The sequence below is a fragment of the Bradyrhizobium sp. Bra78 genome, assembly GCF_024519855.1.
Taxonomy (GTDB): domain Bacteria; phylum Pseudomonadota; class Alphaproteobacteria; order Rhizobiales; family Xanthobacteraceae; genus Bradyrhizobium; species Bradyrhizobium japonicum_G.
The window spans coordinates 18023-41733 of sequence record NZ_JALJRE010000010.1 but is presented as its reverse complement, the minus strand read 5'-3'; the positions used below and the strand labels follow the sequence as shown (position 1 = coordinate 41733).

At 64.0% G+C, this 23711-nt stretch carries 30 protein-coding genes and 1 tRNA gene; 8 read left to right on the top strand and 23 right to left on the bottom strand.

What is annotated here, in order from left to right:
- Position 1: 1 nt before the first annotated feature.
- Together OC450_RS21945 and OC450_RS21940 are read right to left on the bottom strand one after the other, a co-directional pair.
- Positions 2 to 1270 (bottom strand): helix-turn-helix domain-containing protein, encoded by a 1269-nt coding sequence (locus OC450_RS21945; RefSeq protein WP_262048643.1) that lies wholly within the window; start codon positions 1268 to 1270, stop codon positions 2 to 4.
- A 62-nt stretch (positions 1271 to 1332) separates the two neighbouring features.
- Positions 1333 to 1650 (bottom strand): hypothetical protein, encoded by a 318-nt coding sequence (locus OC450_RS21940; RefSeq protein ID WP_262048642.1) that lies wholly within the window; start codon positions 1648 to 1650, stop codon positions 1333 to 1335.
- Between the two features lie 32 nt (positions 1651 to 1682).
- Here OC450_RS21940 and OC450_RS21935 point away from each other — a divergent pair, with 32 nt between their 5' ends.
- Complete coding sequence (locus tag OC450_RS21935) at positions 1683 to 2387, top strand: hypothetical protein (RefSeq protein WP_262048641.1); 705 nt, start codon at positions 1683 to 1685, stop codon at positions 2385 to 2387.
- A gap of 35 nt (positions 2388 to 2422) precedes the next feature.
- On the opposite strand, the gene OC450_RS21930 is transcribed toward OC450_RS21935, so the two are convergent.
- The 8 genes from OC450_RS21930 to OC450_RS21895 form a co-directional block, all read right to left on the bottom strand.
- Positions 2423 to 2638 carry a cytochrome C gene (locus tag OC450_RS21930; RefSeq protein ID WP_262048640.1) on the bottom strand — a complete coding sequence of 72 codons (216 nt, stop codon included), beginning with the start codon at positions 2636 to 2638 and terminating at the stop codon, positions 2423 to 2425.
- Entirely contained in the window at positions 2635 to 2826 is a 192-nt protein-coding gene (locus tag OC450_RS21925) for a hypothetical protein (RefSeq protein WP_262048639.1), read from the bottom strand. Before OC450_RS21925 ends, OC450_RS21930 begins: the two co-directional genes overlap by 4 nt.
- Positions 2823 to 3344: a hypothetical protein gene (locus tag OC450_RS21920; protein ID WP_262048638.1), complete on the bottom strand. Its 522-nt coding sequence runs from the start codon at positions 3342 to 3344 to the stop codon at positions 2823 to 2825. The genes OC450_RS21925 and OC450_RS21920 overlap by 4 nt, the downstream gene beginning before the upstream one ends.
- A complete protein-coding gene (locus OC450_RS21915) occupies positions 3341 to 5596 on the bottom strand; it encodes an S-adenosylmethionine-binding domain-containing protein (protein ID WP_262048637.1) in 2256 nt (751 codons plus the stop codon). The genes OC450_RS21920 and OC450_RS21915 overlap by 4 nt, the downstream gene beginning before the upstream one ends.
- A complete protein-coding gene (locus OC450_RS21910) occupies positions 5589 to 5801 on the bottom strand; it encodes an HNH endonuclease (protein ID WP_262048636.1) in 213 nt (70 codons plus the stop codon). The genes OC450_RS21915 and OC450_RS21910 overlap by 8 nt, the downstream gene beginning before the upstream one ends.
- A 297-nt stretch (positions 5802 to 6098) precedes the next feature.
- Positions 6099 to 6362, bottom strand: a complete 264-nt coding sequence (locus OC450_RS21905; protein WP_262048635.1) for a DUF2312 domain-containing protein — start codon at positions 6360 to 6362, stop codon at positions 6099 to 6101.
- Complete coding sequence (locus OC450_RS21900; protein WP_262048634.1) at positions 6362 to 6598, bottom strand: hypothetical protein; 237 nt, start codon at positions 6596 to 6598, stop codon at positions 6362 to 6364. Before OC450_RS21900 ends, OC450_RS21905 begins: the two co-directional genes overlap by 1 nt.
- Positions 6595 to 6759 carry a hypothetical protein gene (locus tag OC450_RS21895; RefSeq protein ID WP_262048633.1) on the bottom strand — a complete coding sequence of 55 codons (165 nt, stop codon included), beginning with the start codon at positions 6757 to 6759 and terminating at the stop codon, positions 6595 to 6597. The genes OC450_RS21900 and OC450_RS21895 overlap by 4 nt, the downstream gene beginning before the upstream one ends.
- 478 nt (positions 6760 to 7237) lie before the next feature.
- Between OC450_RS21895 and OC450_RS21890 the strand changes: the two genes are divergently transcribed.
- The 5 genes from OC450_RS21890 to OC450_RS21870 all read left to right on the top strand — a co-directional run bounded on the left by OC450_RS21890 (position 7238) and on the right by OC450_RS21870 (position 9980).
- Positions 7238 to 7858 (top strand): XRE family transcriptional regulator, encoded by a 621-nt coding sequence (locus OC450_RS21890; protein WP_262048632.1) that lies wholly within the window; start codon positions 7238 to 7240, stop codon positions 7856 to 7858.
- 113 nt (positions 7859 to 7971) lie between these two features.
- Positions 7972 to 8445, top strand: coding sequence for a phospholipase (locus tag OC450_RS21885; RefSeq protein ID WP_262048631.1), 474 nt, complete (start codon positions 7972 to 7974; stop codon positions 8443 to 8445).
- Positions 8445 to 8642: a hypothetical protein gene (locus tag OC450_RS21880; RefSeq protein ID WP_262048630.1), complete on the top strand. Its 198-nt coding sequence runs from the start codon at positions 8445 to 8447 to the stop codon at positions 8640 to 8642. Before OC450_RS21885 ends, OC450_RS21880 begins: the two co-directional genes overlap by 1 nt.
- Positions 8639 to 8890 carry a hypothetical protein gene (locus tag OC450_RS21875; protein WP_262048629.1) on the top strand — a complete coding sequence of 84 codons (252 nt, stop codon included), beginning with the start codon at positions 8639 to 8641 and terminating at the stop codon, positions 8888 to 8890. The genes OC450_RS21880 and OC450_RS21875 overlap by 4 nt, the downstream gene beginning before the upstream one ends.
- A complete protein-coding gene (locus tag OC450_RS21870; protein WP_262048628.1) occupies positions 8865 to 9980 on the top strand; it encodes a tyrosine-type recombinase/integrase in 1116 nt (371 codons plus the stop codon). Before OC450_RS21875 ends, OC450_RS21870 begins: the two co-directional genes overlap by 26 nt.
- A 453-nt stretch (positions 9981 to 10433) precedes the next feature.
- On the opposite strand, the gene OC450_RS21865 is transcribed toward OC450_RS21870, so the two are convergent.
- The 9 genes from OC450_RS21865 to OC450_RS21825 all read right to left on the bottom strand — a co-directional run bounded on the left by OC450_RS21865 (position 10434) and on the right by OC450_RS21825 (position 17293).
- Positions 10434 to 11018, bottom strand: a complete 585-nt coding sequence (locus tag OC450_RS21865) for a hypothetical protein (RefSeq protein WP_262048627.1) — start codon at positions 11016 to 11018, stop codon at positions 10434 to 10436.
- 294 nt (positions 11019 to 11312) lie between these two features.
- Positions 11313 to 12122, bottom strand: coding sequence for a TIGR04255 family protein (locus tag OC450_RS21860; protein WP_262048626.1), 810 nt, complete (start codon positions 12120 to 12122; stop codon positions 11313 to 11315).
- Positions 12123 to 12549: 427 nt separating this feature from the next.
- Positions 12550 to 12627 (bottom strand) — tRNA-Pro (locus OC450_RS21855).
- 108 nt (positions 12628 to 12735) lie between these two features.
- A complete protein-coding gene (locus OC450_RS21850; protein WP_211385941.1) occupies positions 12736 to 13314 on the bottom strand; it encodes a MerR family transcriptional regulator in 579 nt (192 codons plus the stop codon).
- Positions 13315 to 13340: 26 nt separating this feature from the next.
- Positions 13341 to 13682, bottom strand: a complete 342-nt coding sequence (locus OC450_RS21845) for an integration host factor subunit alpha (RefSeq protein ID WP_018456841.1) — start codon at positions 13680 to 13682, stop codon at positions 13341 to 13343.
- A gap of 133 nt (positions 13683 to 13815) precedes the next feature.
- On the bottom strand, positions 13816 to 14796 hold the full coding sequence (locus OC450_RS21840) for a beta-ketoacyl-ACP synthase III (RefSeq protein ID WP_211385940.1): 981 nt from the start codon (positions 14794 to 14796) through the stop codon (positions 13816 to 13818).
- On the bottom strand, positions 14793 to 15854 hold the full coding sequence (gene plsX, locus OC450_RS21835) for a phosphate acyltransferase PlsX (protein ID WP_262048625.1): 1062 nt from the start codon (positions 15852 to 15854) through the stop codon (positions 14793 to 14795). The genes OC450_RS21840 and plsX overlap by 4 nt, the downstream gene beginning before the upstream one ends.
- 297 nt (positions 15855 to 16151) lie before the next feature.
- A complete protein-coding gene (locus tag OC450_RS21830) occupies positions 16152 to 16733 on the bottom strand; it encodes a YceD family protein (protein ID WP_262048624.1) in 582 nt (193 codons plus the stop codon).
- Positions 16730 to 17293: a ubiquinol-cytochrome C chaperone family protein gene (locus tag OC450_RS21825; protein ID WP_262048623.1), complete on the bottom strand. Its 564-nt coding sequence runs from the start codon at positions 17291 to 17293 to the stop codon at positions 16730 to 16732. The genes OC450_RS21830 and OC450_RS21825 overlap by 4 nt, the downstream gene beginning before the upstream one ends.
- 98 nt (positions 17294 to 17391) lie before the next feature.
- On the opposite strand from OC450_RS21825, the gene OC450_RS21820 reads away from it, so the two are divergent.
- Together OC450_RS21820 and OC450_RS21815 are read left to right on the top strand one after the other, a co-directional pair.
- Positions 17392 to 17877, top strand: a complete 486-nt coding sequence (locus OC450_RS21820; RefSeq protein WP_256807133.1) for an outer membrane protein assembly factor BamE — start codon at positions 17392 to 17394, stop codon at positions 17875 to 17877.
- Between the two features lie 117 nt (positions 17878 to 17994).
- The gene (locus OC450_RS21815) at positions 17995 to 18996 is read left to right on the top strand and encodes a Bug family tripartite tricarboxylate transporter substrate binding protein (protein WP_262048622.1); all 1002 of its coding nucleotides are present in this window, start codon (positions 17995 to 17997) and stop codon (positions 18994 to 18996) included.
- 275 nt (positions 18997 to 19271) lie between these two features.
- Here OC450_RS21815 and OC450_RS21810 read toward each other — a convergent pair whose 3' ends face one another.
- From OC450_RS21810 to ribH, 4 genes are all read right to left on the bottom strand, one after another.
- Entirely contained in the window at positions 19272 to 21392 is a 2121-nt protein-coding gene (locus OC450_RS21810) for a sodium-translocating pyrophosphatase (protein ID WP_211385934.1), read from the bottom strand.
- Between the two features lie 226 nt (positions 21393 to 21618).
- Positions 21619 to 22617: a thiamine-phosphate kinase gene (thiL, locus tag OC450_RS21805; protein ID WP_262048621.1), complete on the bottom strand. Its 999-nt coding sequence runs from the start codon at positions 22615 to 22617 to the stop codon at positions 21619 to 21621.
- A 28-nt stretch (positions 22618 to 22645) separates the two neighbouring features.
- A complete protein-coding gene (gene nusB / locus OC450_RS21800; protein ID WP_211385932.1) occupies positions 22646 to 23143 on the bottom strand; it encodes a transcription antitermination factor NusB in 498 nt (165 codons plus the stop codon).
- A 2-nt stretch (positions 23144 to 23145) separates the two neighbouring features.
- The gene (gene ribH / locus OC450_RS21795) at positions 23146 to 23637 is read right to left on the bottom strand and encodes a 6,7-dimethyl-8-ribityllumazine synthase (RefSeq protein WP_211385931.1); all 492 of its coding nucleotides are present in this window, start codon (positions 23635 to 23637) and stop codon (positions 23146 to 23148) included.
- Positions 23638 to 23711 lie beyond the last annotated feature (74 nt).

Below are 23711 nucleotides of genomic sequence, written 5' to 3'. Positions count from 1 at the left end.
TTCATTTGTCTCCCCCTGCCTGTGAGGCGTCGTCCTGCGATGCTGCGAGCCAGGTGCCGTCGCGGCGCGGCGGCCACGGTGCGGGCACGCGAAGGCCCTCCTTCGATTTCCGCAACTTGAAGCCCGGATGATTCCACCGCAGGCCGTGCACGGCCGGGTCGTGGTCCTCGAGCCAGATCTTTTCCGGTCGCGGCTCGGCGCCGAGCCAGAGCTGCAACCGATCGCGCCAGGCCGCGAATTCCTCCGAGCCGCGATCGACCACGAGCCATGCCGCAGACGGCATGCCGCAAGCCGCGAGCGCGACCAAGTCAGGCTGAGCCGGGGTGGTGCGCCAGACGCCCTCGCCGAGCTCGGGCTCGCGCCGCACGGGCAGCTCGCGGCGTTCGGCGATCATGCACGCCACGCGCAGGCCGAGCAGCTCCTCGCCGACGACAAAGCGACGCTCCGCAGGCCTTGGCCGGTCCTCCTCGAGCATCGCGCCGGGGAACTCGTCGAAGCACTTGGCGCGGATCCAGAGGTGGAAGCTCATGCCACGCTTCTGCCGTAGCTCACGCAGCTTGGCCGCGTAGTCGGGCACGGCGGCGCGACAATGACGCTGCTTGTCCGGAGACAGTTCACGGAACGCCTCGAGCGCCAGATCTCGCCGCTGCACCTCATGACCAGGCCAAGCGCGCCAAGCCGGATCGAAATGTACCGGCTCGGCTTCCTTCCCGTCAAAGCGATGAGCATCCGAAAACCCCCTGGAAGGGGGCTTGGGGGAAGATTCCAGTTCAGGTTCAGAGATTAGGCCCTCTACCGAGTCATAGGGCTGGCGTAGTGCTGGCGTAGTGCTAACCGGATCGGCCGGCGGATTTAGCCCTGTCTGCGGCATAGGGCTAACTTCACGTGAAACAGGCTCGGCTCCCCCGCCGATGGCGACCGCCTCGATCGTTTCGGGCTCGACATCGATCATCAGCCGGATCAGGTCGCTGGTGCGCTTGCCGCGGCCGTCACCATTGCGACGGCCATACTCGTCGATCCATTGCGGCAGCCGCGCGACCGCACCGATCTCCTCAAGCCAGGCCAGCCGGTTGCGCACGGTCTGCTGGGACAATTCGGTGTCATCGGAGAGCGTCGGGATCGAAACGAAGCAATAGCCGTCGCCATCGACATACTGCGTCAGCATCGACAGCGTCAGCTTGGCGTGCGGATTGTTGAGGCGCAGGTTTCGTGCCCAGGCGTGCGCCTCGTCGGCGGCGATGCGGCGGGCTCGCCGTTTCGCGACTGTCATGTGATGCTCTTGAGCTTTCGATTCAACTGGACGCGGTAAGCAACTGCACTGACTTGTTTCTGCTATCGCGGCCCCATCAGCATGATGCGGACGATCCCGGTATCGGAGCGGCTCCAGAGCAGCCCGCGATTGATCGCGTCGCCGATGCGAGTGAGCCAGCGCGGCGGAAAGCGCTTGATACGGACAAGGCGATCTGTGGTCGGCGCGTCGATCGCCGCGGCCTCATCTTCGGTCATCACCCGGCCGGTCCCCTCGACGCGATAGGCGATCTCCAACTCGCCAAGCCTGCCGGCCTCAACGACCAACGCCTGAATGATGTTGGCCAGCCTGATGGCGGGCTCGCCGCCGGCGGCGAGTGTCGTGAGGACGAGCGCGGTCATGGATTGCGTCTGCCGGCCCTCACAACCCCGTGATGGCTGCAACTCCAACCTTCCCAAGCTTTACAACCGAAGATCGAACCTACAATCTTGCAGGCATGGCCGTTGACCCCGCCGCCAGTCAAAGTCTGTTTGACGCGCTGAAAGACTTCGTCAGCTCGGGGGCGGATGCGCACCACAGCGCTCTCTACAACAGCCTCAAGGATTTTCAGACGCTGGCGGCTGCGTTCGTTGCGTTTGCTGCGGCTTGGGTGGCCTACCTTTCTGCCATGGTCTCTGCCCGAAACGCACGCCGCACCGAATTGCTCGCCGACGCCAGCAAACGTCTTGGACTGCTTGTGCGCCTTAACGCGGCGGCCAACAGCGTGGCGACGGGCGCTCAGGCGGTCCGTCCGATCATCCCCAGATCGGTTGACACTTCTCCCGTCCATGACCCAGTCCGCGAGGAGGTCTGGTTGGCGCTGAAGGCCAATATGCACTTGGTTGTGGCCCCCGATTTTGCGGAGGCATGGAAGCGAATTGAGCTCATCCCGCGCGACGCTGTCGATGATCTGCGCTCTCTGATGGGTGCCTCGGGAAACTTGCCCGCTATTATGAAAACTAGTACCCCAGAGAACAGGACGCTTTGGCTGGCCAAAATAGAGCTCGATGGCATCCTGATCAGCGCGCCGCGCTTGAGCGAGCGATTGCAGCCGGTGATTACCAAACTTAGCCGGTACGTCAGCAAAAATACGGTTTGAGCCAAGCGAACGCGTCGGCGGCAGCGTTATAATGCTCATGCTGGCACCTCGACGGGCTCGCACGCGGGCGTGCTGCCGCCGCGCTGAACCAGATCAGTGCCACGGAACCATTCTTTCCAATGCAGAGCAAAGCCGCGCTCGTCGGTTTCGTGGCGCGAGACGCAGACGATATCGCAGCCGTCGCGCTCACAAACCTTGCGCGAGCTATGGCCGTCCGGGCTGCGGACCTTTTCGCTCCAGCGATGCTTCACGCCTGCGACCTCCGCACGCGGACCTCGAGGTCGTTTACGATCATGATCGTCATCTCAGGATCAGCGACTTCAGAGAGCGCGCGCACGATCTGGCTGCCTCGCTGGCGCCAGCCAATGGCGTAGCCGAGCATGAAGCCGGCGAACGCAACGATGGAACCGGCGCCAACAGCGACGTTGGTGCTGATCATTTGCGCCCCCGGTTGCGGTCGAGCTTCTCGCCTTCCGCGACAACCAGCGCTGCCGCGCGGACCAGGTCGCGCCGGTTGTTCTGCGGCTTCCACCAATCAAGCGACCATGGCCACGTCATCGGCGGCTCCGGCCCAAAGTCATCATCCGCACGCCGACGCCATGTCGGCATGATCGCGTAAGACGAACCCGCGGCCGCAAGCTCGCCGGCCGGATGCGCGTCATCGTGCGCCGTCGACCAGCCTTCTTGCTCGATCTGGCGGAAGCGCTCGGCGATAACAGCCTGGATGAACGGCGACAGCGGCCGCCGGATGTGCAGCGCCTCGAACACGCGGCGCAGCGCGTAGGACCGCGCGGTCGAGATCAGGATCATGATCAGCGCGAACATTAGGTTTTGCTGGAACGACACTGCGACGCCGAGTAGCGGTAGAAAGAACGCCTGCGCCGCAAGGCTGATGCCGAACCCGACGAGGATGTTGATGAAGCTCTCGGCGAGCGACATTATTTTGCTTTGCTTCACGCCCCTGCCCCCTGCTGTTGAAACGATGCCGGCCCGACCAGCTGTGCCAGAAAGGCGCGGCCGTCGTCGGTGACGCTGATTTTGGTGGTGCCGCAATGCGCCAGGCCCTTGCCGACCAGGTGGCGCAGCATTTCGGGTGCGACGGGCTCGCCGGCGTCGACGCTGATCAGCGCGAGTCGCTCAGCGAGCTCGTCGGCATCGACCGGCAGGCGCGTCTGCAGATGACCGTCGACCACTTCGGCCGGCGGCGTGTCGTCGAGCTGGCGCGCCGCATCGAACAGCGAGGGCTGCGGCGCGCGGTAAGGCTCGGTCAGGTCCGCGCGCGGCGGCGCCCCGCCTTGCGTCAGCTCGGCCGCCTCCAGCTCGCGCAAGCGATCCCAGCCGGCGCCGCGCAGCGTCCATTGCTGGCTGGCGGACTGGTAGCAATAGCCGCGCGCAACGTAGAGCGGGCCGATGACGTCCTGCAAGTCGCGCTGCGTATGGCAGAAGTCGGACAGGATCTTGAGATGCTGCCGTTCGCCGAGGCGATGCGCAGCATCGTCCTCGTCGCGCACGTCGCGACGCGCAGCGTCGTCGACATCCTGCGCGTCCGCATCGGCCGGCGCCAGCCATTCGGAGCCGGCCAGCTGATCGATGGCGAGGACGTCGTCGGCGTTGTACGGCGCTGCATTGTCGCGCGCCGACGACGGCGAAGCCGCCGCATCGGTAGCGTTGCGCATCGCGTCTTGCGACGCGAGCGCGGCCGCAGCGGCGCTGGCCCCTTGTGACGTTGCTTTCGCTGCGGCCGGCTCAGCCTCACCGGAGGGCGCCGGGAGGTCGTGCTTTGCGATGATCTCGCGCCAGTGCGCGTCGACGGCGGCGTCGCGATCGAGGTCAAACGGCTTGGTCTCGCAGCGGAACGACCAGCCGCATCGGCAGGTCGCCACGTTGAAGGCAATGCCGCCGGGATAGTCGCGCGTCATGCTGACGACGTGCTCGCCGTGGACGGCGGGATGATCCCACAGCCGATAGGGATCGCGGCCGGCGTTCGCGGCGACGAAGGCCTCGCGCAGCGCATCTGGCGATGCTTCAGCGCGCTGCGCCGAAACCCCGGCCTGGTTGCCCCACGCGCCCCAATTCTCCGGCAGCGGGTGCTCGGCGTCGACGCGGGCGAACAGCTCGAGCACAGGCAGCGGCGCGCCGTCGCTGTCCTTGCCGACCATGGTCGCGATCATGTGGCGGTAGAAGTCGGGCTTGCGCGAATGCTCGCGCGGCCGCTCGCGATGGTTGGAGCCGAACTTTTCACTCGATTCCGGTTTCGGCAGGCCGCGGCCACGCTTGAACTGCAACAGCAGCTCGTCCTGGTCCCACACCAGGAGGCCGGAGCCGGAAACGTCGGGATGCTCGGCGTCGGTCTTGGTCCAGACGTAGCAGGTCGAATAGGCGTCCATGCCGAGCGCGAGCTGGCACGCATAGGCCAGCGGCAGGTCGACGGTCGCCATCACGCACTCGCCGTCGGCGAGCATCACCTCGGTTTTTAACGGCACCTTGGCGAGCAGATGCGCCCGCGGAATCCACATCCAGGCCCAGGCATCCGGCAGCAGCGCCTCGCCGGCGCGCTTGAGATAGTCGAGGATCTCCGGCCAGGGCATGGTCGGGTAGTGGTTCTCATAGGCGCGGTTGCCGATGCCGGCCTTGCGATGCCAGGGCGGGTCGGCAGACAGCGCCGGATAGAGCCGCCCACTCGGCGCGACGCTTGAGACTGAGGACAGCGCCGACGCGAGGTCGCGGCGATGGATGCGGCCCTTTTCCTCGGCGTCGATCTTGAGCAGGTCCATCGCGACGCGTCCGGCGCCGGATTCCATCTGCTGCCTGTGCCGATCAAGCGCCTGCTCGAATTCGGCGGCGTCCATCGCGGCGAGTTTCTGCGCTTTCGACGACAGCTTGCGATCAATCCCGATGTCAGCCAGCCGCGGCCGCTCGTCTTCTGGCTGTTCCACGACGGCACCGCCAGAATCGCTCTTGCCCGCCAGCTGGCCGCGAGATCCGGCATTGAGCCCGACGGTTTCTTTCTGCGCGACGATCATCTCGCCGAGGCGCCGCTCGGCCCGGAAACGGATCTGCGCGGCCTGGATCTCTAGTCCCTTGTCGCTGGCCTGGCGCGCATAGACCCGCATCGCTTCGGCCTTGCTGCGGATGTCGATGACCTCGTCGACCGCGACCGCCTCGGCCAGTGCCCTGCGAGCGGCTTCGTATCGAACCAGCTCAGTCAAAGGGAATGTCCTCCAGCTGGCGGCTGCCTTCGAGCGCATCGGCCATGATCTGGCGCAAGATGGCCTCCAGCGTCGGCGCGGTGCCGCGCGTGCGGCGGCTGATGGCGTTGTCGCGCTTGGTGGCCCAGCGCAAATTGCAACGGCGGTTGTCGAGCGTCTGGCCGTTGATGTGGTCGACGACATGGGCGGCGAGGATACGCGTCATCTCGACCGGGATCGGCCGCGATCATGATCACGCGATGCATCCGCACGGTGGAGCGCGCCGGCCCAATGTTGCGCTTGGCATAGAGCATCCAGCTGTCGCCGCGGCCGCTGCCGGCATGCCAGACGTTCCACATGTTCTCGGAGAGCCAGGCATAGTCGACCGCATCGACGAGCGCCCAGACCGGCTCGCGCTGCGACAGCCAGATCCGGCGACACGGCGTCTGCGACAGGTCGGGCAGGTCCGAGAGGTCGAAGGCCACCGCGCGGGCATCGAGGATGTTGACCGGCGCATGCATCATCACAGCATCCCCAGCGCCTGCATGTAGGTTTCGAGGATGGTCTCGAATTCTGCTCGCTCGTTCGGGTCCTGCGCCCGCATGCGAACGATGGCCTTGAGCGCCTTGGTGTCGTAACCGTTGGCCTTGGCCTCGGCGTAGACGGCCGACACGTCGTCGCCGATCGCCTGCTTTTCCTCGAGCAGCCGCTCGACCCGCTCAATGATCGATTTCAGCTGGTCCTTGGCGATCTGCTGGGTGCGTTTTTCGGTGCCCCTGCCCGCCATCACACGCCCTCCAACAGGCTGGCGTCGACCCGGTACGGCTTCACCTGGAAATAGCGCGGTGCCTCGCCGGGCGGGACCAACAGGCCGTAGACGTCGGCGCGGACGAACGGATCGCCATCGATCATCAGCAGCGTCGGCGCGTTATCGTCGATGGTCAGCGTCGCGACGCTGCGCGTGCCGTCGAGGAAATGGCAGTCGGCCCGCACGATGCGGACGCGTCCGGGCGGATGCGTCATGGCCGCCTCGCCCAGCGAAAGCCGAAACCGGCATCGCCATCCCTCGGCAGCATCTGCACGCCAGCCGCAACGGCCAGCACGCCGACGATCAGCACGGCCGCCAGCATGACCAGGAAGCGCAGATCGTCAGGATCTGCGATGCGCGTAGCGACGTCTGCCATGTCTCCCGCCCCGCTTAAAAACCGCTTGAAATGCTGGCTCGGCGAGCCTTTTCCACACGCGTCCACAGGCTCCGAAATGCCCGCTGTGTGACCGACCGAGACTCGAAGTGTGACGCTCAAGATCGGCCCGCCGAGTTATCCACACCCCCGAAGACTCACTGCGTTCGAGGCGGCGGCAGGCTCGACGTCTGGGCGCTTGCTGAGTCAGCTTTCGACGCATGAAACGCCTCCCGCCCGTCCGATCTCCGAAATCTCCCGTTCAAGTGCCTTGCGCGCCGGGCCGTGCTGCGGTGGGCCGTAGGTTTCCCAACGATGAACCGTGCTCTGGTCCACCCCGAAGCGCTCGCCGAAAACGGCCTGGCTCTCGCCTACCCGTTCTCGCGTCTGTCGAATCAATTGCGCATCCATGACGCAACAATGCGTTTTGCATAGTTATGGTCAATGCCTTTTGCATTCCATCCCAATGCAAAATGCATTAATGGCAGACATGCATGAGCGGCTCACCTCAGCCCGAAAAGAGGCCGGATACACCACGGTGAAGGCTGCGGCAGACGCGCTTGGGGTCAAAGAAGTCACCTACGCACAGCACGAGAATGGCATTCGCGGCTTTAGACGCGAGGCGGCCGATCAATATGCCCGCAAGTTTCACGTTTCTTTAGAGTGGCTTCTGACTGGCAAGGGACAGAAAGAGCGGAGGCCGATCAAGGTGCCGCCGGGTCAACAGCGCCACGTCAGCCTGGTGGGCTATGTGGGCGCTGGAGCCGAGACCCACTTCTTTGCCAACGACGCGCCTCTTGATGAAGTGCGCGCGCCTGACGGAACGAATGATGAGACCGTTGCGGTCGAGATCCGAGGCGAAAGCTTAGGCTCCTTTTTCGACCGATGGCTGGTTTTTTATGACGATGTCCGGCGCCCGGTCACGTCGGACCTCATTAACCGGCTCTGTGTCGTCGGGATTGAAGATGGACGGATACTCATCAAGAAGATTCAGCGCAGCAAGGCGCGCGGCTTCTATCACCTTCTGTCACAGACCGAGCCACCAATCTTGGACGTGCGAATCGAGTGGGCGGCCGCCGTTAAAAGCATGGTGCCGAAATAATAATGCGGCGCGTCGCCTTCGGCTTGCCGCTACTTAATGCAATACGCATTGACTGAACAATGCAAAATGCATAGTTTTGTTTCCCGTGAAACGCTTCCCGGGAGATCGCCGCCGTGCCGCGCCCAACCGACCTGTCCGCCGCCGCCTTCGACCAGCAACTGAAGCTGCTCGGCTTTTTCCAGATCCGCGCCGAGGGCCGCTTCGCCGACGTCCGCGCCAAGGGCTGCCCGCGCACCGAGCCCGTGATGCGCGGCAAGCGCCTCGATCGCCAGGCCACGCTCAACGCCCTTCTCGCCGCCCGCAAGTCCCGCCAGGACGCTGCAAGCGCGGCCGAGGCGGCCCAGGTCGAGCGCGAGCGGATCGCCGCCCAGATCGCGCCAGCCGCGCTGCCCGCGGCCCGCGCCGCGCTTGAAGGTCCGGCTGCGATCGCCCAGCTCGCCGACGACTTTATCGTCATCAGCACGCGAAGCGAAGGCGCCGCCCTCCCCGACCTGGTGCGCATGGGCTGGCGCAAGTCGCAGATCTTCGAGCACGCCGACGCCGCTCGCGCGCTGGCCTATTCGCGGCAGAACGGGGCGGCCGCCTGATGGCCCGCAAGCTTCCCGGCTACCACTACAAACACCTTCGCCTGCTCAAACTCAGCCCCTTTGAGCGGCGCACACGCGGCGGCTGGCGGTTCGGCACGCGGCGGATCAGTGACGGCGTCGCCGATCGCCTGATCGCCAGCGGCCGCGCGGAGGTTGTCCGGGACCGATTGCAGCTGAAGCGGGAGGATCGCCCGTGACCGAGAAACGGTGCCTCACCAAGCAGGAGGCGGCCGACTATTGCGGATGCAACACCCTCGCGGCGTTTGATCAGTGGCGGGCCAAGGGCATCGTGCCCGACGCGATCCCCGGCACAAACCGCTGGGATCGCAAAGCGCTGGACCAGGCTCTGGACCGCGCCTCCGGGATTGTGACACTCTCCGATGCCGAGCTTACCCCGTACCAGCGTTGGAAGGCGGACCATGCGCGGAAGACCCAGGCTGCCTAACAAGCCCCTCAAGCTGAAGGGCATTCATCGCGTCAAGAAGCGACAGGCAGATGGGTCGATCAGGATCTATCTCTATCACCGTGCCACCGGCCTCCCGCTCGACGAAAACAGGCTCGCCGAAACCTATGCCGACGCAGAAAAGAAAATGCGCACGAAGGGCGAAGGCACCCTCATGCAGCTCATTCGGCACTTCGATCAGTCGGCCTATTTCGACGGCCTCAGCGAGGAGAGCCGCAAGCAGTACCTCTGGAAACTGAAGCGCCTCGAAGTACGCTGGGGCACCTGCCCTGTCGCGACGTTCAACGATGCTGACGACGCGCTGGAATTCCGCAAGGACGCGCTCGCCTGGCACAACGAACTCGGCAAGGCCTCGCCGCGCTCGGCCGACAATTTGGTCGCCGCGCTGGCGCGCGTGCTGTCATTTGCGAAGGAAAAGGCCGTCATCAAGTTTAATCCGCTCGACACTTTCGCGCGGCTCTACAAGAGCCACCGATCCGACCTGACCTGGCCGGACGAGCTGCAGCAGCAATTCATTGCAAACGCGCGGACGGCCATGGCGACAGCGATGATCATGGTCCGGAATACTGCGATGCGCGCGAGCGACATCCGCAAGTTTCCCTGGACGCGTTACGACGGCAGCCGCGTGCAGATCCGCTCGACCAAGACAGGCAAGCTGCTCTGGATCCCGGCCACGCGCGAGCTGAAGGCCCATCTCGACGCTCTCAAGGAGACGAAGGCCGGCGCGCTGGTGATACTGACGCCGACGGGCAAGGCCTACACGAAGCGCTATTTCAACGAGCACTGGCGCGAGGACTGCGACAAGGTCGACGCGATCAATGTCAAGGCCAAGGGGGCCGGCGTCGAGTATGTGAAGACGGCCGACCTGAATTTCCACGACAACCGCGGCACGGCCGCGACGTTGCTCGCCGAGGCCGGCGCGACGGCACCGGAGATCGCTGAGGCGTTATGCTGGAGCGTCGATAAGGCGCAGAAGGTGATCGATATCTATCTTGCGCGACGTGGGGTGCTGGCGGCGAATGCGATCGCTAAGCTCGAGGACTATCGCGACAAGCTGGCCCCCCCCAATTGACCGCAAGCTGAGGTCCGCTTTAGGTGGACCTCTCTTCAGGCCCGGACAGGCCGCTGGAGATTTGCTGCGGCAGAAGCCTCAGTTGGATGAGCTTTTCATCACTATCGAGCGACCCCAGCGGAAGGTCTAACAGTCCCGTCAATCTGGAGGCCGCTAAGGGCTGTTATCGGACTCTAGCCAATGTCGGTTTTTCATTTTACCGCCGAAAGCTTGCGACCAATCGGAGGAGGAGCCTCCTGAGCCGCCAGGTTCCAGATCAGGCCCTCGAGTTCGTCTAATGGCATGTCTAAGCTCTTAGCGATGTCATTCTTGGTGGTTCAGCGCATCATTGATGCATATCTAGCCCGCCGCGGCGTGCTAGCGGCAAACGCGAATCAAAAAGCTCCAGCAATATCGAGACAGAGCGGCGGAAGGCTAGTACAGCGCATTCTTGCGGCGGCGCCAGGCTAACCACTAGACCTTATGCGGCTGAGGCAGCATTACTCGCTGCGAGTAGTATGCCATGCGAGATTGAAGATGCTCGCGGTACTGGCTGTCTAGCCGGGTGCGCCTCTTGGCGGTGCCGCTGCGAATTTGTCGATAGACTTCGTCCGGAGGAAGAGTGAAGAACGCCTTGAAGTCTATCGCCAGGCTCGGGCATCCCACTTTTTCTAGATCCCGGCTCGGATCCACAGCGCTCAAGACGTGATAACGCTCGTCCGTATTGCGGGCAACGCGCTTCCACACATCACTACCCGCTACCTTGGCTTTTTTATCCGCTGTGCTCTCCGCAATGTAGAAAAGCACGCTGTGGAGCCGAGAACCGCTTCCCCCATTCCGATGTTCAAAATCCCACAACAGGTCGCAGTCTTGATTGAGAACAACCGCATATGCATGCGGTAGCGGCTGGATGAGTTCGGTTCCAGAGTTGTACAGAAATTCGGTAAGATCAGTAATGATCTCACCCTGTCGGAGCTCTCGATGGAGTTCCGACACGGTGAAGATGCTCAGCTGGGCCTCCGCCTCCGCGGATGCGACTGGACTTTCCTCAGCACTCACGGTTCCTCAAATGGAAGCACAGGCCGCGACTGTGGTGGCAACATTGATTTGGCGGAGATCTTTTTCGGCAACGGCGGCTCTATGATGCGCGTGGACGCAACCTCTCGATCCCAGGAAAGTATATCGCCGATCGATCTAGCTGCGTTCCACACCCCTTTGTCCGTCAATTTGAAAAGGGCGTAGATGCAATATATCCGCGCGACGGCGATGGCCGCGTCCTTCTTGGAAATCTCGCCAGTAACCTCAACCGAGGTAGTAAATTCGATCGTTCCGGATGCGCTTTCCAGATCGGAATCATCCCAAGGGAATTGGTTTTGGTCCCAAGGCATCGTGTAAGACTGGTTCAATACACCAGCGAAACGCTCTGCCAACCATGGCGTTAAGGCCGTTGATTGTGGGTTTGGCATTAGCAACCTCTACTTTTTCCTCTCTAAAGAAATCAAAATCGAGCCGATAGGCAGTCTCTTGAGTTTCTCTGACCTTCACTAGGCCATAGCGAAAATTTAGCTGACCACCATCAGCCGCCCGAAGGCGCATTCGGTGCGTCGATTCCTCTGCGCTAAATTCGAACTGATCGCTCGCCAATGCGCCCAGCACCTCCTGTTTCAAGAGGTGGCTCCATGGGGTGCCGGCCATGTTGACATCTGACCGCTTGATAATGTCCACGTATCGAAGGCCGACGCGCTGATAGAAGCTCGGCCTATAGCGCTGCTCCAGCGCAGCCATTACAGGCCATAAGAGCGCCTTGAAACTTTCCCAAGTCGAATACGAGCTTGTGCTCAGGCTAAGCGTCTCAGCGGTAAGGTGGACTGCTGTCTTTCTATCTTCAGACCTGAAAAGGAAATTTCCGGCAGCCATGCTGAGCCCGATCATCTGCGCGATCTCGGGCGGCAACTCAGCAGGCACCTGCATCTGAACCTGCTCAAGCAGCGGAAACATGCCGCGAATATCATCCTGAAAATCAGCCGGGGGCTGGCTCTCGATTCGCAGTATCTTGGGGAACTTTAGTTGACAAACCACCTGAGTGAGCGGCGCCCGTTCGTAGAAAACGCGCTCAGACTCAGGAAAAAGATCGGCGAGCGATTTTACCGCGTTCTCAGGCACAGTGGTCTATTTCCCTAGAATGATCAGGGATATAGTCATTTCTGCGACCGCCTTTCAAGGCGCGGCTTTCTGCCAGCAGGATCGCCGTCCCGCACCGCCGGAATATGCGGCTTCGGCTTCACCTTGAGCATGCGCCTCGCGACCTCGCCCCCCGCCCGAGGCAACCCGGGCGGCCTCATGTGGGGGCCTTAGACCCCACGATCAACGTCAACACGATTTGCGATTCCCGCAAAGGTATTTCTTTCAAGTCGAAAGCTTCGATAGCGCGAGCAATTCTCACACTTCATCCCTTACCGGCCCGTCACTCGGTACCAACGCAACACCAATCTTGGTGAACGCTTAACGAACAGAATTGGCAAAGATTTGGCAAAGGGCGGTCATTGGAGAAACCGCCGACTGCCAATCTATTTGATTTCACTTTGAAAAATGGTCGGAGCGAGAGGATTTGAACCTCCGACCCCTAGTCTCCCAGACTAGTGCGCTAACCGGGCTGCGCCACGCTCCGAACGTCGTTCCATTAGCTAGGATCGCCGCTTTGCGCAAGGCGAGGTGCGCACCAATTTGGCGGCTGCCCTGTCCCCCGGAACTGACGGCAAGACGGCGAAATGCCGGCTCAGCCGTCCTTCAGCGCCTGGTCGAGCATTTCCCGGCAGGCGACGAGGTCGGCGAGTGCCCGCCCGAGCCGCTCCCGGTCCAGCGCGCTGGGGCCGGCGGGCGCGGCGGGGGTGCCGCCTTTGCGGAAGGTGGTAAGGATGTCCTCGTCGTCGACCTCCGTGAAGCGGAAGTCGATGCCTTCCTCCTCATCGCCCTGGTAATCGTCCTCGTCGGCCTCGGTGACGCCCTTGATGGGCGCCTCGTCGTCGGGCTCCATCAAGCTGGCGCCGATGGCGTCCTCGATTGCCCCGAACGAGACCGCGGCCGCGCCGTCGGCGAGGCCCTGCACCGACTTGACGCCGTGCTCTTTCAGGATCCGCTGCACGCCGCGGATGGTGTAGCCCTCGCCGTAGAGGAGGCGGCGGATGCCCTTGAGCAGGTCGACGTCATCGGGGCGGTAATAGCGGCGGCCGCCGCTGCGCTTCATCGGCTTGATCTGGGAGAACCGGGTCTCCCAGAACCGCAGCACGTGCTGCGGAATGTCGAGCTCCTGCGCTACTTCGCTGATGGTTCGGAACGCATCCGGCGCCTTGTCCAAATGCAATATCCTTTCCGAAAGGCGAGTTACGCCTCGGGTTGAGCCTTGCTGGCATCGCCATTGGTGCGGTGCTGGGCGTTGATCCGCTGCTTCAGGATCGCCGACGGCTTGAACACCATGACCCGGCGCGGCGAGATCGGCACCTCGGTGCCGGTCTTCGGGTTGCGACCGATTCGCTGACCCTTCTTGCGGACCATGAAGGAGCCGAACGAGGACAGCTTCACCGTCTCGCCCTTCTCCAGGCAGTCGGTGATCTCCTTCAGGACGAGTTCCACGAAGGCAGACGATTCCGTGCGCGACAGCCCCACCTTCTGGTAGACGGCTTCGCACAGATCGACACGCGTTACGGTTTTACTTTGATCGGTCATCGCCCTGCCCCACATCACGGCGAACAATTGTTGTCTGAAATTATGAGGTTACGATACGACGGTCAACAGCGCTCATCAATGCAGACGCATCGATAATCCGCGTTGATTCGGGCAAAATTTTATCGACTGTGGCTTACCAGCGCACCAGCGCGGAGCCCCAGGTGAAGCCGCCGCCCATCGCTTCCAGCAAAACCAGATCGCCGCGCTTGATGCGGCCATCCTTGCGCGCCGCCGACAGCGCCAGCGGAATCGAGGCCGCCGAGGTGTTGCCGTGACGGTCCACCGTCAGCACCACCTTCTCCGGCGCGATGTGGAGCTTGTGCGCGGAGGCGTCGATGATTCGCTTGTTGGCCTGGTGCGGCACGAACCAGTCGATGCTGTCGGCGTTCAGGCCGGTCGCCTCGAAGGCATCGACGATGACGTCGGTGATCATGCCGACCGCGTGCTTGAAGACCTCGCGGCCTTCCATGCGCAGATGGCCGACGGTCTGGGTCGAGGACGGCCCGCCGTCGACGAACAGCTTTGCCTTGTGGCGGCCGTCGGAGCGCAAATGCGTGGTCACCACGCCGCGGTCGGTTGCCGCATTGCCCGGCTGCTCCTGCGCCTCCAGCACCACCGCGCCGGCACCGTCGCCGAACAGCACGCAGGTGCCGCGGTCGTTCCAGTCGAGGATGCGCGAGAAGGTCTCGGCGCCGATCACCAGCGCGCGCTTGAAGGCGCCGGTACGCAGGAAATTGTCGGCGGTGGCGAGCGCGAACACGAAGCCCGAGCACACCGCCTGGAGGTCGAAGGCCGCGCCATGGTTGATGCCGAGCCCGTGCTGCACGGCGACCGCGGTTGCGGGAAAGGTGTTGTCGGGCGTCGAGGTCGCCAGCACGATCAGTTCGATCGACTGCGCGTCCACGCCGGCGTCGGCCAGCGCAGCCTGTGCCGCCCTGAGCGCCAGGTGAGAGGTGAACTCGCCCTCGGCCGCAATGTGCCGCTCGCGAATGCCGGTGCGCTGCACGATCCACTCGTCGGACGTGTCGATGCGCGTCGCCAATTGGGCGTTGGTCACCACCTGCTCCGGCAAATAAGAGCCGCAGCCCAGCACGACCGAACGAATTTGAGTCACGAAACATCCTCCGGCGCGGTTGGCACGGAACTGAGTGCACCACCCTCGCGGTTGAGCGTCTGATTGATCTTGTTCAGGAGATCGTATTGCGCCATCTCATAGCCAACATCGATCGCATAGGCAAAGCCTTCGGCGCTGATTCCGCCGTGGCTCTTGACCACTAGTCCGCGCAGTCCCAGGAACACACCGCCGTTGGACTTGTTCGGGTCCATCTTGTTCCGCAGGGCCTGGAAGGCACCCCGCGCGAACAGATAGCCCAGCTTGGACAGCCAGCTCCGCTGCATCTCGTTGCGGAGTAATTCCGCCATCTGGCGTGCGGTTCCCTCGGCTGCCTTGAGCGCGATATTGCCGCTGAAACCTTCGGTCACGATGACGTCGGACAGCCCCTTGCCGATCCCGTCGCCCTCGACGAAGCCGATATAGTCGAGCTCCGGCAGGTTCCTCGCGCGCAGGATGTCGCCGGCGTCGCGGATCTCCTCGTGCCCCTTGATCTCCTCGGTCCCGATATTGAGCAGGCCGACAGTGGGACGGGGCTTGTTGAACAGCACGCTCGCCATCGCGGCGCCCATGACGGCGAGCGATACCAGATGGTGCGCGTCGCCGCCGATGGTGGCACCGAGGTCGAGCACGACGGATTCCCCGCGCCTGGTCGGCCATATCCCGGCAATGGACGGGCGGTCGATGCCGGGCAGCGTGCGCAGGTGGAACCGCGCCATCGCCATCAGCGCGCCGGTATTGCCGGCGGAGACCGCGACGTCCGCCTCGCCCTTCTTCACCGCGTCGATCGCCATCCACATCGAGGAGGTCTTGCGGCCGCGCCGCAGCGCCTGGCTCGGCTTGTCGTCCATGCCGACGGCAACGTCGGTATGGATGATCTTCGAAGCGGCCTTGAGGGCCGGATGATTCTCGAGCTCTGGCTCGATTTTGGCGCGGTCCCCGACCAGCAGGAACTCGATCTGGCGATGCCTTTGAAGCGAGATGGCGGCGCCTGGAATGACCACGGCGGCGCCGACGTCGCCTCCCATGGCGTCAAGGGCGATGCGAACCTTGCTTGGCATAAAAGTCCTGGAAACCTGGTCTGGTGCGGTCTTGAAGGAGCGGGCCCGCAAAAATGGCTTCGCCATGGACATGGCGATGGGCCAAGCGCCACGCGCGCCCGGACCGGGGCGCGACAATAGCGTTTTGTTATCCCGAAACAACCTCTTGCCCCCAGCCTTTTGCATTCGGGGCAATCCGGAAAGGGGCCGGCGAATTCAAAGGAAATATATTGAAATCAGATAGATAAACGCGCCTCTCAAACCATCCGGGCAAGCACTTCGCACCGCCCGGCAAGGCGTTCTTACGGGAATACCCAGCTATTTGCCTTTCTTCTTGTCCCGCTTCTTGCCCTGGAGCGCCTTCAACACTGCGAACGGATGGTCCGCCGGGTCGGGGGCGGTGACCTCCGCCTCGAACACGGCCCCTTCCTTGCGCGGATAGGGGTCGATCGCCAGGAACAGCGCATCGGTGGCGAGCCGTCCGAGGTCGATGATGCCATTGGCAATCGCCTCCGGCGGGTCGGCGATCTCGGGCGGCGCCTTGTCGTCCTGCCCCTCCTCGATCAGGTCGGCCAGCCGCCGCGCCTCGGCCTCGGGGACGAACATCAGGTCCACCGCCTCCTCGATCTCGCTCTCGATCGGGTCGAGCGTGACCACGCAGGTCTGGCCGACCCTGGCGCGGACGCGGCCGGTAACCTCGAAGCGGCCGCCGCTTTTCGGCACCACGTCGAACTCTGCCTGGGCGGAGAGGACCTCCCGCAAACCCGCGAGCTCGGCCATGGCCTGCCGCTCGGCGGCAGAGGCCTCGAGCTTGCGATGCACGCCGGTGTCGGGAATTTGAGCGACGATCACAGGGGCACGCCAGGGATCGGGCCTGGATTCGGCGTTCGGTCGGCTCATCGCGTGGTGTCCTCAGTGAGCGCTGGGGGAAACCGGAAGGACGCGAGCAGCAGCGCAGCCTCGTCGGTCCGGCCGAGATCCGCCTCCGTGGCCAGGGCGTAGGCCGCCAGCCGCTGCGCCTGGTCCAAGCCGGTCCCATTCAAGATATTCTTGCAGATCGCCGCCGCCAGTGCTCCGTCGCCATCTTCGATGGCCTGGTCGTAGGCCTGGACGCGGCCATAAAAGGCCTCGCCAAAGGCCCGCATCCGCTTCGGCACGGTCTGGTCGCCGATCCCCATCTCGCGCAGATTGTCGTCCATGTCCTCGCAGAACCGGTCGAACAGCGCCTGCGACAGGTCGGTGGCGCGTCCGTTGGCGCCCTGGGCCGTGCGCAGGCGGCGCAGCAGCAGCCAGAGATGCAGCAGCAACAGGTCGAAACGCCCATTAACCGTATCCGGCACGCCCAAGTCGCGGTAAAATATGGGTTCTCGCGCCTGCGTCACGATCATGCCATAGATGGCTTCAATGGTGCCCGGCGGGGCTGGCCGGGGTTTCCTGAAGTGATTGAACGGCCAAAGCATTGTGGTTTCCGCAAGCGGGCGCGCGCGTGTTGCATTCAGAGCCTCCGCCCGGTACTTCAGCGCCTCGCGCGACGCAAGGGGACGGAATCAGTTCCGCTATGACGATAACGAATCAGAACGGCCTGCGCCCGAACAAGCGGCGCGGCCTTCATGCACGCTGGCGCAGCTTGCGGCTGTTCGCGGCCGCGACCCTGGTTGGCGTTGCGCTCGCGGGCTGCACCGGCGAGCAATTCCAGAAGGGCTACATCCTGCCCCCCGGCGCGCTGGAGCAGATTCCGATCGGCGCGAGCCAGGACCAGGTGCTGATCGTGATGGGCACGCCCTCCACGGTCGCAACCCTCGACGGCGAGGTGTTCTACTACATCTCGCAGCGCTCGGAGCGCATGGTCGCCTTCATGAACCAGAAGGTGGTCGACCAGCGCGTCATCGCGATCTATTTCGACAAGACCCGGCGCGTGCGGCGGCTCGCGAATTACGGCCTGCAGGACGGCAAGATCTTCGACTTCATCAGCCGCACCACGCCGACGTCGGGCCAGGAAATGAGCTACCTCACACCGCTGTTCAAGCTGCTCAGCTTTAACTGAGCCTTCAGCCTGCGGCGTCGTGCCGCTCTCCGCGCGGCACTTGCCGTCGCGCGCGACTTGCCGTTGCGCGCCTGGTTCCATACGCTCCCCGCAAAACAAGAAGCAGGGAGTGGATTCGTGCCCAATCAATTTCTGTCTCGCCGTCGCGTGCTTACCGGTGCTGCCGGCCTTTCGGCCGCAGCGATCCTGCCGCGATCGAGCCTGGCGGACTGGAAGCCCACCGAAAACATCCGCATCGTCGTACCGGCTGCCGCCGGCGGTTCGACCGACGTGATGGGCCGGCTCCTGGCCGCGCATCTGCAAGCGGCCTGGGGCCAGTCGGCCGTGGTGGAAAACCGCTCCGGCGGCGGTGGCACGATCGGCACGGCCGAGGTGGTCCGCGCCAAGCCGGACGGGCATACCATTCTGATCGGCAATCCCGGTCCGAACGCGATCGCCTACAGCATCTTCAAGAATCTCGCCTACAAGCCGGACCAGCTCCAGCCGGTCTCCAACATGATCCGGATCCCGAACATCGTCTCGGCGCATCCGAAGACCGGCATCAAGTCGATCGCCGAGCTGATCGCCTTCCTCAAGGCCAATCCTGACAAGCTCAGCTATGCCTCCTCCGGCGTCGGCCAGAGCCCTCACCTCACCGGCGCCTGGTTCCTCCAGCTCACCGGACTGAAGATGACCCACATCCCGTTCCGTGGCGCCGGGCCTGCGCTCCAGGCCGCGCTCGCCGGCGACATCCAGATCCTGTTCGACAATCTCTATCCGAGCCTGCCGCAGGTGCAGAACGGTACCCTCACCGGCCTCTGCGTCACCACGACGGAGCGTAGCGAACTTGCACCGAACCTGCCGACCATGCGCGAGAGCGCGCCGGAGCTGGCGAATTTCGACGTCTCGTCGTGGTTCTCGGTGTTCTTGCCGAAAGGCGTTCCCGCTCCGGTGCTCGAAGCGCTCAATCTCCAGGTGAAGGCGATGCTGGAGCGCGACGACATCAGGAAGAACATCACCGCCATGGGCGCCCGCACCGACTACGGCACGCCGCAGCAGTTTGCCGCCTTCCTGGATGCCGAGACGAAGAAATTCGCCGGCATCATCCAGAAGGAAGGGCTGCAGATGGATGTGCAGTAGGCGGGCTCGCTTGCGGCGCAGGAGATTTGAACCAGTTGAAGGCGATGAGGACGGCCGCCGCCAGCGCGACCGCCAGCATTGTGCGAGGCCCGGATTGCCGGCTGCCTCTTTGCGCCTTACCGCAAGCCGGACAGACGGTGTCGGCCGCCAACATGTCGCAACCGCACCGCATACATTTGGTCGTCTCGAAGTTCACAGCGACGGTCTCCCGTAAAGCTGACAACAAAAACCCGCGGTTTGCACCGCGGGTTTGTCGTTTGTAGAGCACCGCAGGTTCAGTGCGCCAGGATCGCCAGCAGCAGCAAGGCCACGATGTTGGTGATCTTGATCATCGGATTCACCGCCGGGCCGGCCGTATCCTTGTAGGGATCGCCGACGGTGTCGCCGGTCACGGCGGACTTGTGGGCATCACTGCCCTTGCCGCCGTAATGGCCGTCCTCGATGTACTTCTTGGCGTTGTCCCAGGCGCCGCCGCCGGAGGTCATCGAGATCGCGACGAACAGGCCCGTCACGATCACGCCGAGCAGCATCGCACCGACGGCCGAGAACGCCGCCGACTTGCCGGCCGCGCCGCCACCCGCGATCGTGTAGATCAGGAAGTAGACGACGATCGGCGACAGCACCGGGAGCAGCGACGGGATGATCATTTCCTTGATCGCCGCTTTCGTCAAAAGGTCGACCGCCTTGCCGTAGTCCGGCTTGTCGGTGCCCTGCATGATGCCCGGCTTCTCGCGGAACTGCCGGCGCACCTCCTCGACGATCGCGCTGGCCGCACGGCCCACGGCCGTCATGCCCATCGCACCGAACAGATAGGGCAGCAAACCACCGAACAACAGGCCGACAACCACGTAGGGGTTGTTGAGCGAGAAGTCCGGCTTGACGCCTACGAAATAGGCGTGGTGTGCGGAGTCCGCAATGAAGAACTTGAGGTCCTCATTGTAAGCCGCGAACAGTACCAGTGCGCCGAGGCCGGCGGAGCCGATCGCGTAGCCCTTGGTCACCGCCTTGGTGGTGTTGCCGACCGCGTCGAGCGCGTCGGTCGACTTGCGCACCTCCTTCGGCAGGCCCGCCATCTCGGCGATGCCGCCGGCGTTGTCGGTGACGGGGCCGAACGCGTCGAGCGCGACGATCATGCCGGCCAGCGCCAGCATAGTGGCGGTCGCGATCGCGATGCCGAACAGGCCGGCAAGGCTGTAGGTAACCAGGATGCCGGCGATGATGACGATCGCGGGCAGCGCGGTTGACTCCATCGAGATCGCCAGCCCCTGGATCACGTTGGTGCCGTGACCGGTCACGGACGCCGCCGCGATCGACTTCACCGGGCGATAGTCGGTGCCGGTGTAGTATTCGGTGATCCAGATGATCAGCGCGGTGACGACGAGACCGACGATGCCGCATTCGAACAGCGACATGCCGGTATACTCGACGCCGTCGAGCTTGCCGAACCCGATCAGGGCGTAGATCACCCCGGCGATGCCGACCAGCGACAGAACGCCGGTTGCGATCAGGCCCTTGTAGAGCGCACCCATGATCGACTGGCTCGGCCCGAGCTTGACGAAGAAGGTGCCGATGATCGAGGTGATGATGCAGATGCCGCCGATCGCGAGCGGCAGCGTCATCATGCTCATGAGGATCGGCGTCTTGGCGAAGAAGATCGCCGCCAGGACCATGGTGGCGACCGCGGTCACCGCATAAGTCTCGAACAGGTCGGCCGCCATGCCGGCACAGTCGCCGACATTGTCGCCCACATTGTCGGCGATCGTCGCCGGATTGCGCGGATCGTCCTCGGGAATGCCGGCCTCGACCTTGCCGACGAGGTCGCCGCCGACGTCCGCACCCTTGGTGAAGATGCCGCCGCCGAGACGGGCGAAGATCGAGATCAGCGAGGCGCCGAAGCCGAGCGCCACCATGGCATCGACGACGACACGGCTGTCAGGTGCGAGCTTCAGCGAATAGACCAGGAAGCCGAAATAGAGGGTCACGCCGAGCAGCGCGAGACCCGCCACCAGCATACCGGTGATGGCGCCCGCCTTGAAGGCGAGCTCGAGGCCGCCGGCGAGCGATGTCGTCGCCGCCTGCGCGGTGCGCACGTTGGCACGGACCGAGACATTCATGCCGATGAAACCGGCCGCCCCCGACAGGACGGCGCCGATGGTAAAACCGATCGCGACATAGAGTCCGAGGAAATAGGCAAGCAGCACGAAGATGACGATGCCGACGATACCGATCGTGGTGTACTGACGCCGCAGGTAGGCCTGTGCGCCCTCGCGCACCGCTCCCGCAATCTCCTGCATGCGCGGCGACCCCGCATCCGCACTCAACACCGAAGACGTCGCCCAAATCGCGTAGACGACGGAAAGCACTCCGCAGAGCACTATCAACCATAATGCTGTCATGTGATTTTTTGCCTCAGATCCTTGATGTACGTACCCCCGGCGCCTTTTGTTTTCCCGTCGTGCGGTGCGGCGCCTTTATGTTGAACAGGGCCGCTCCTTGCCTGAAGGGGTGGCCCTGGTCGGTCACAAGCTTGCCAAAATCAGAATGCGGGTGCAACGCCGTAAGCGGCCGAAAAGGCCGATCTCGGCAGGTATTTAGGGCGCGAGCGCCGGTTTGGAGCAATTCCTAGAAGTGGCTGTACGAAAGCCGCTTCAACACCAGTTCCTTGCCCTGCCCGTCCAGGAAGCGAGGCGGCTCATGTCCCGCGACGATCGTGCCGATCGCCGTGACGGCGAGGCCCACCGCCCGCCCCGCGGCAATCAGCGCATCGCTCTGTGCCGACGGCACCGTGCACAGGACCTCGTAATCGTCGCCCCCGGCAAGCAGCGTCTCAACGCAAACGACGTTGCCCGCAATCAGGCCGGCCGCCGCGGCCGACAACGGCACGCTCGCCACATCGATCGTGGCCGAGACGCCGGACGCCGCGCAGAGTTTCGTCAGGTCGCCCGCCAGGCCGTCGGAGACGTCCATCGCCGCAGTCGCATGGTCGCGCACCGCCTGCGCCAGCAAATTGCGCGGCTGCGGGACGCGGTAGCGCGAGATCAGTGCGTCGCTTGCAGCAGGATCGGACGCGAGCGCCCTTGCAGCCGCGCCGCCGGTGAGCACGTCGAGGCCGAGCGCGGCGTCACCGATCGTCCCCGTCACCAGGATGCGGTCGCCGGGCCTCGCGCCCGTGCGGCCGACCATCCGACCTTGAGGTACGCGGCCGAAGGCCGTGATCGAGATCATCTGCGGCCCCGGCGTCGACACGGTGTCGCCGCCGAGCAGCGGGCAGGCGAAGGTCCTGGCGTCCTCGCCCAGCGCGTCGGCGAACGGCCTGAGCCAGCCATCCGCCTTGCTGCGCAGCGCGAGCGTCAGCACGAAGCCGGCGGGCGTCGCGCCCTTGGCGGCAAGATCGGACAAATTCACCCGCAACGCCTTGCGCGCGACGGTGTCGGGCGGGTCATCGGCAAGATAATGCACGCCCTCGACCACGGCATCGGTGGTGACGACGATATCTCCGCCGAGCGATTGCAGGATGGCGGCGTCGTCGACCAGCCCCAGCGCGCCGGGATCAGTCGCCAGCGGCTTGAAATAGCGCGCGATGAGGGAGTCTTCGCCGGAAGGATTTTGCGAGGTCGCCATCGATGTCAACCTAACCTCCGGCGTCGCCTTACCCCCGCCCGAACTCGTCACCGCGAAACTGGCGGCCGATCTGGTCGAGCACGGCGTTGACCATGCCGGTTTCCTCGCGGTCGACGAAGGCATTGGCGACATCGACATATTCGGAGACCACGACACGGCCCGGCACGTCCTTGCGGTGCTCCAATTCGTAGGCGCCGGCCCGCAGCACCGCGCGCAAGATCGCCTCGATCCGCTTCAACGGCCAGCCCTTCGACAGCGCCTCGTCGATCAGAGGATCGAGCTTCTTCTGGTCGCGCACGACGCCGGAGACGACGTCGCGGAAGAAGGCCGCTTCAGCCGGCAGGTACGTGTCGCCCTCGACCTCGTTACCGAGCCAGTGGCTCTCGAACTCCGCAAAAATGTCGTTGATGCCCGCGCCGGCGATGTCCATCTGGTACAGCGCCTGCACGGCCGCGAGCCGCGCCGCACCGCGCCGGTTCGCCTTCTTCTCCGTGCCAGCCGACGGCTTTTTGCTGTGATCGGCCATCGTCAGGCCCGCGCCAGGCGGCGTTTGATGCGCAGCATCGCAATCGCGGCGCGCGCGGCATCGCCGCCCTTGTTGAGCTCGCTGGCGCGCGCCCGCGCCCAGGCCTGCGCCTCATTGTTGACCGTGAGGATGCCGTTGCCGAGCGGCAGCTTTCGCGCCACCGCAAGGTCCATCAGCGCGCGCGAGGATTCCTGCGAGACGATCTCGAAATGGATGGTGTCGCCGCGGATCACGCAGCCGAGCGCGATCGCAGCGTCATAGGGCTTGCCGCTGGCGGCAGCCGCATCGACCGCAATGGCGATTGCCGCCGGGATCTCCAGCGCGCCGGGAACCGTGATGACGTCATGCGTCAGGCCCGCCGCCTTCAGCTCGGCCACCGCGCCGTCCAGCAGCGCGTCCTGGAGATCGTCATAGAACCGTGCCTCGACAATCAGCGCGCGCGCGCCGGAAATGTCGGTCTGGTCCTTCAGAGGTGCGCGCCGCGCGTCTGCCATCGTAAACCTATTGTGTCATTGCCAGGCTCGACCCGGCAATCCATCGGGTCAAGACCTCTTAAGAGGATGGATGC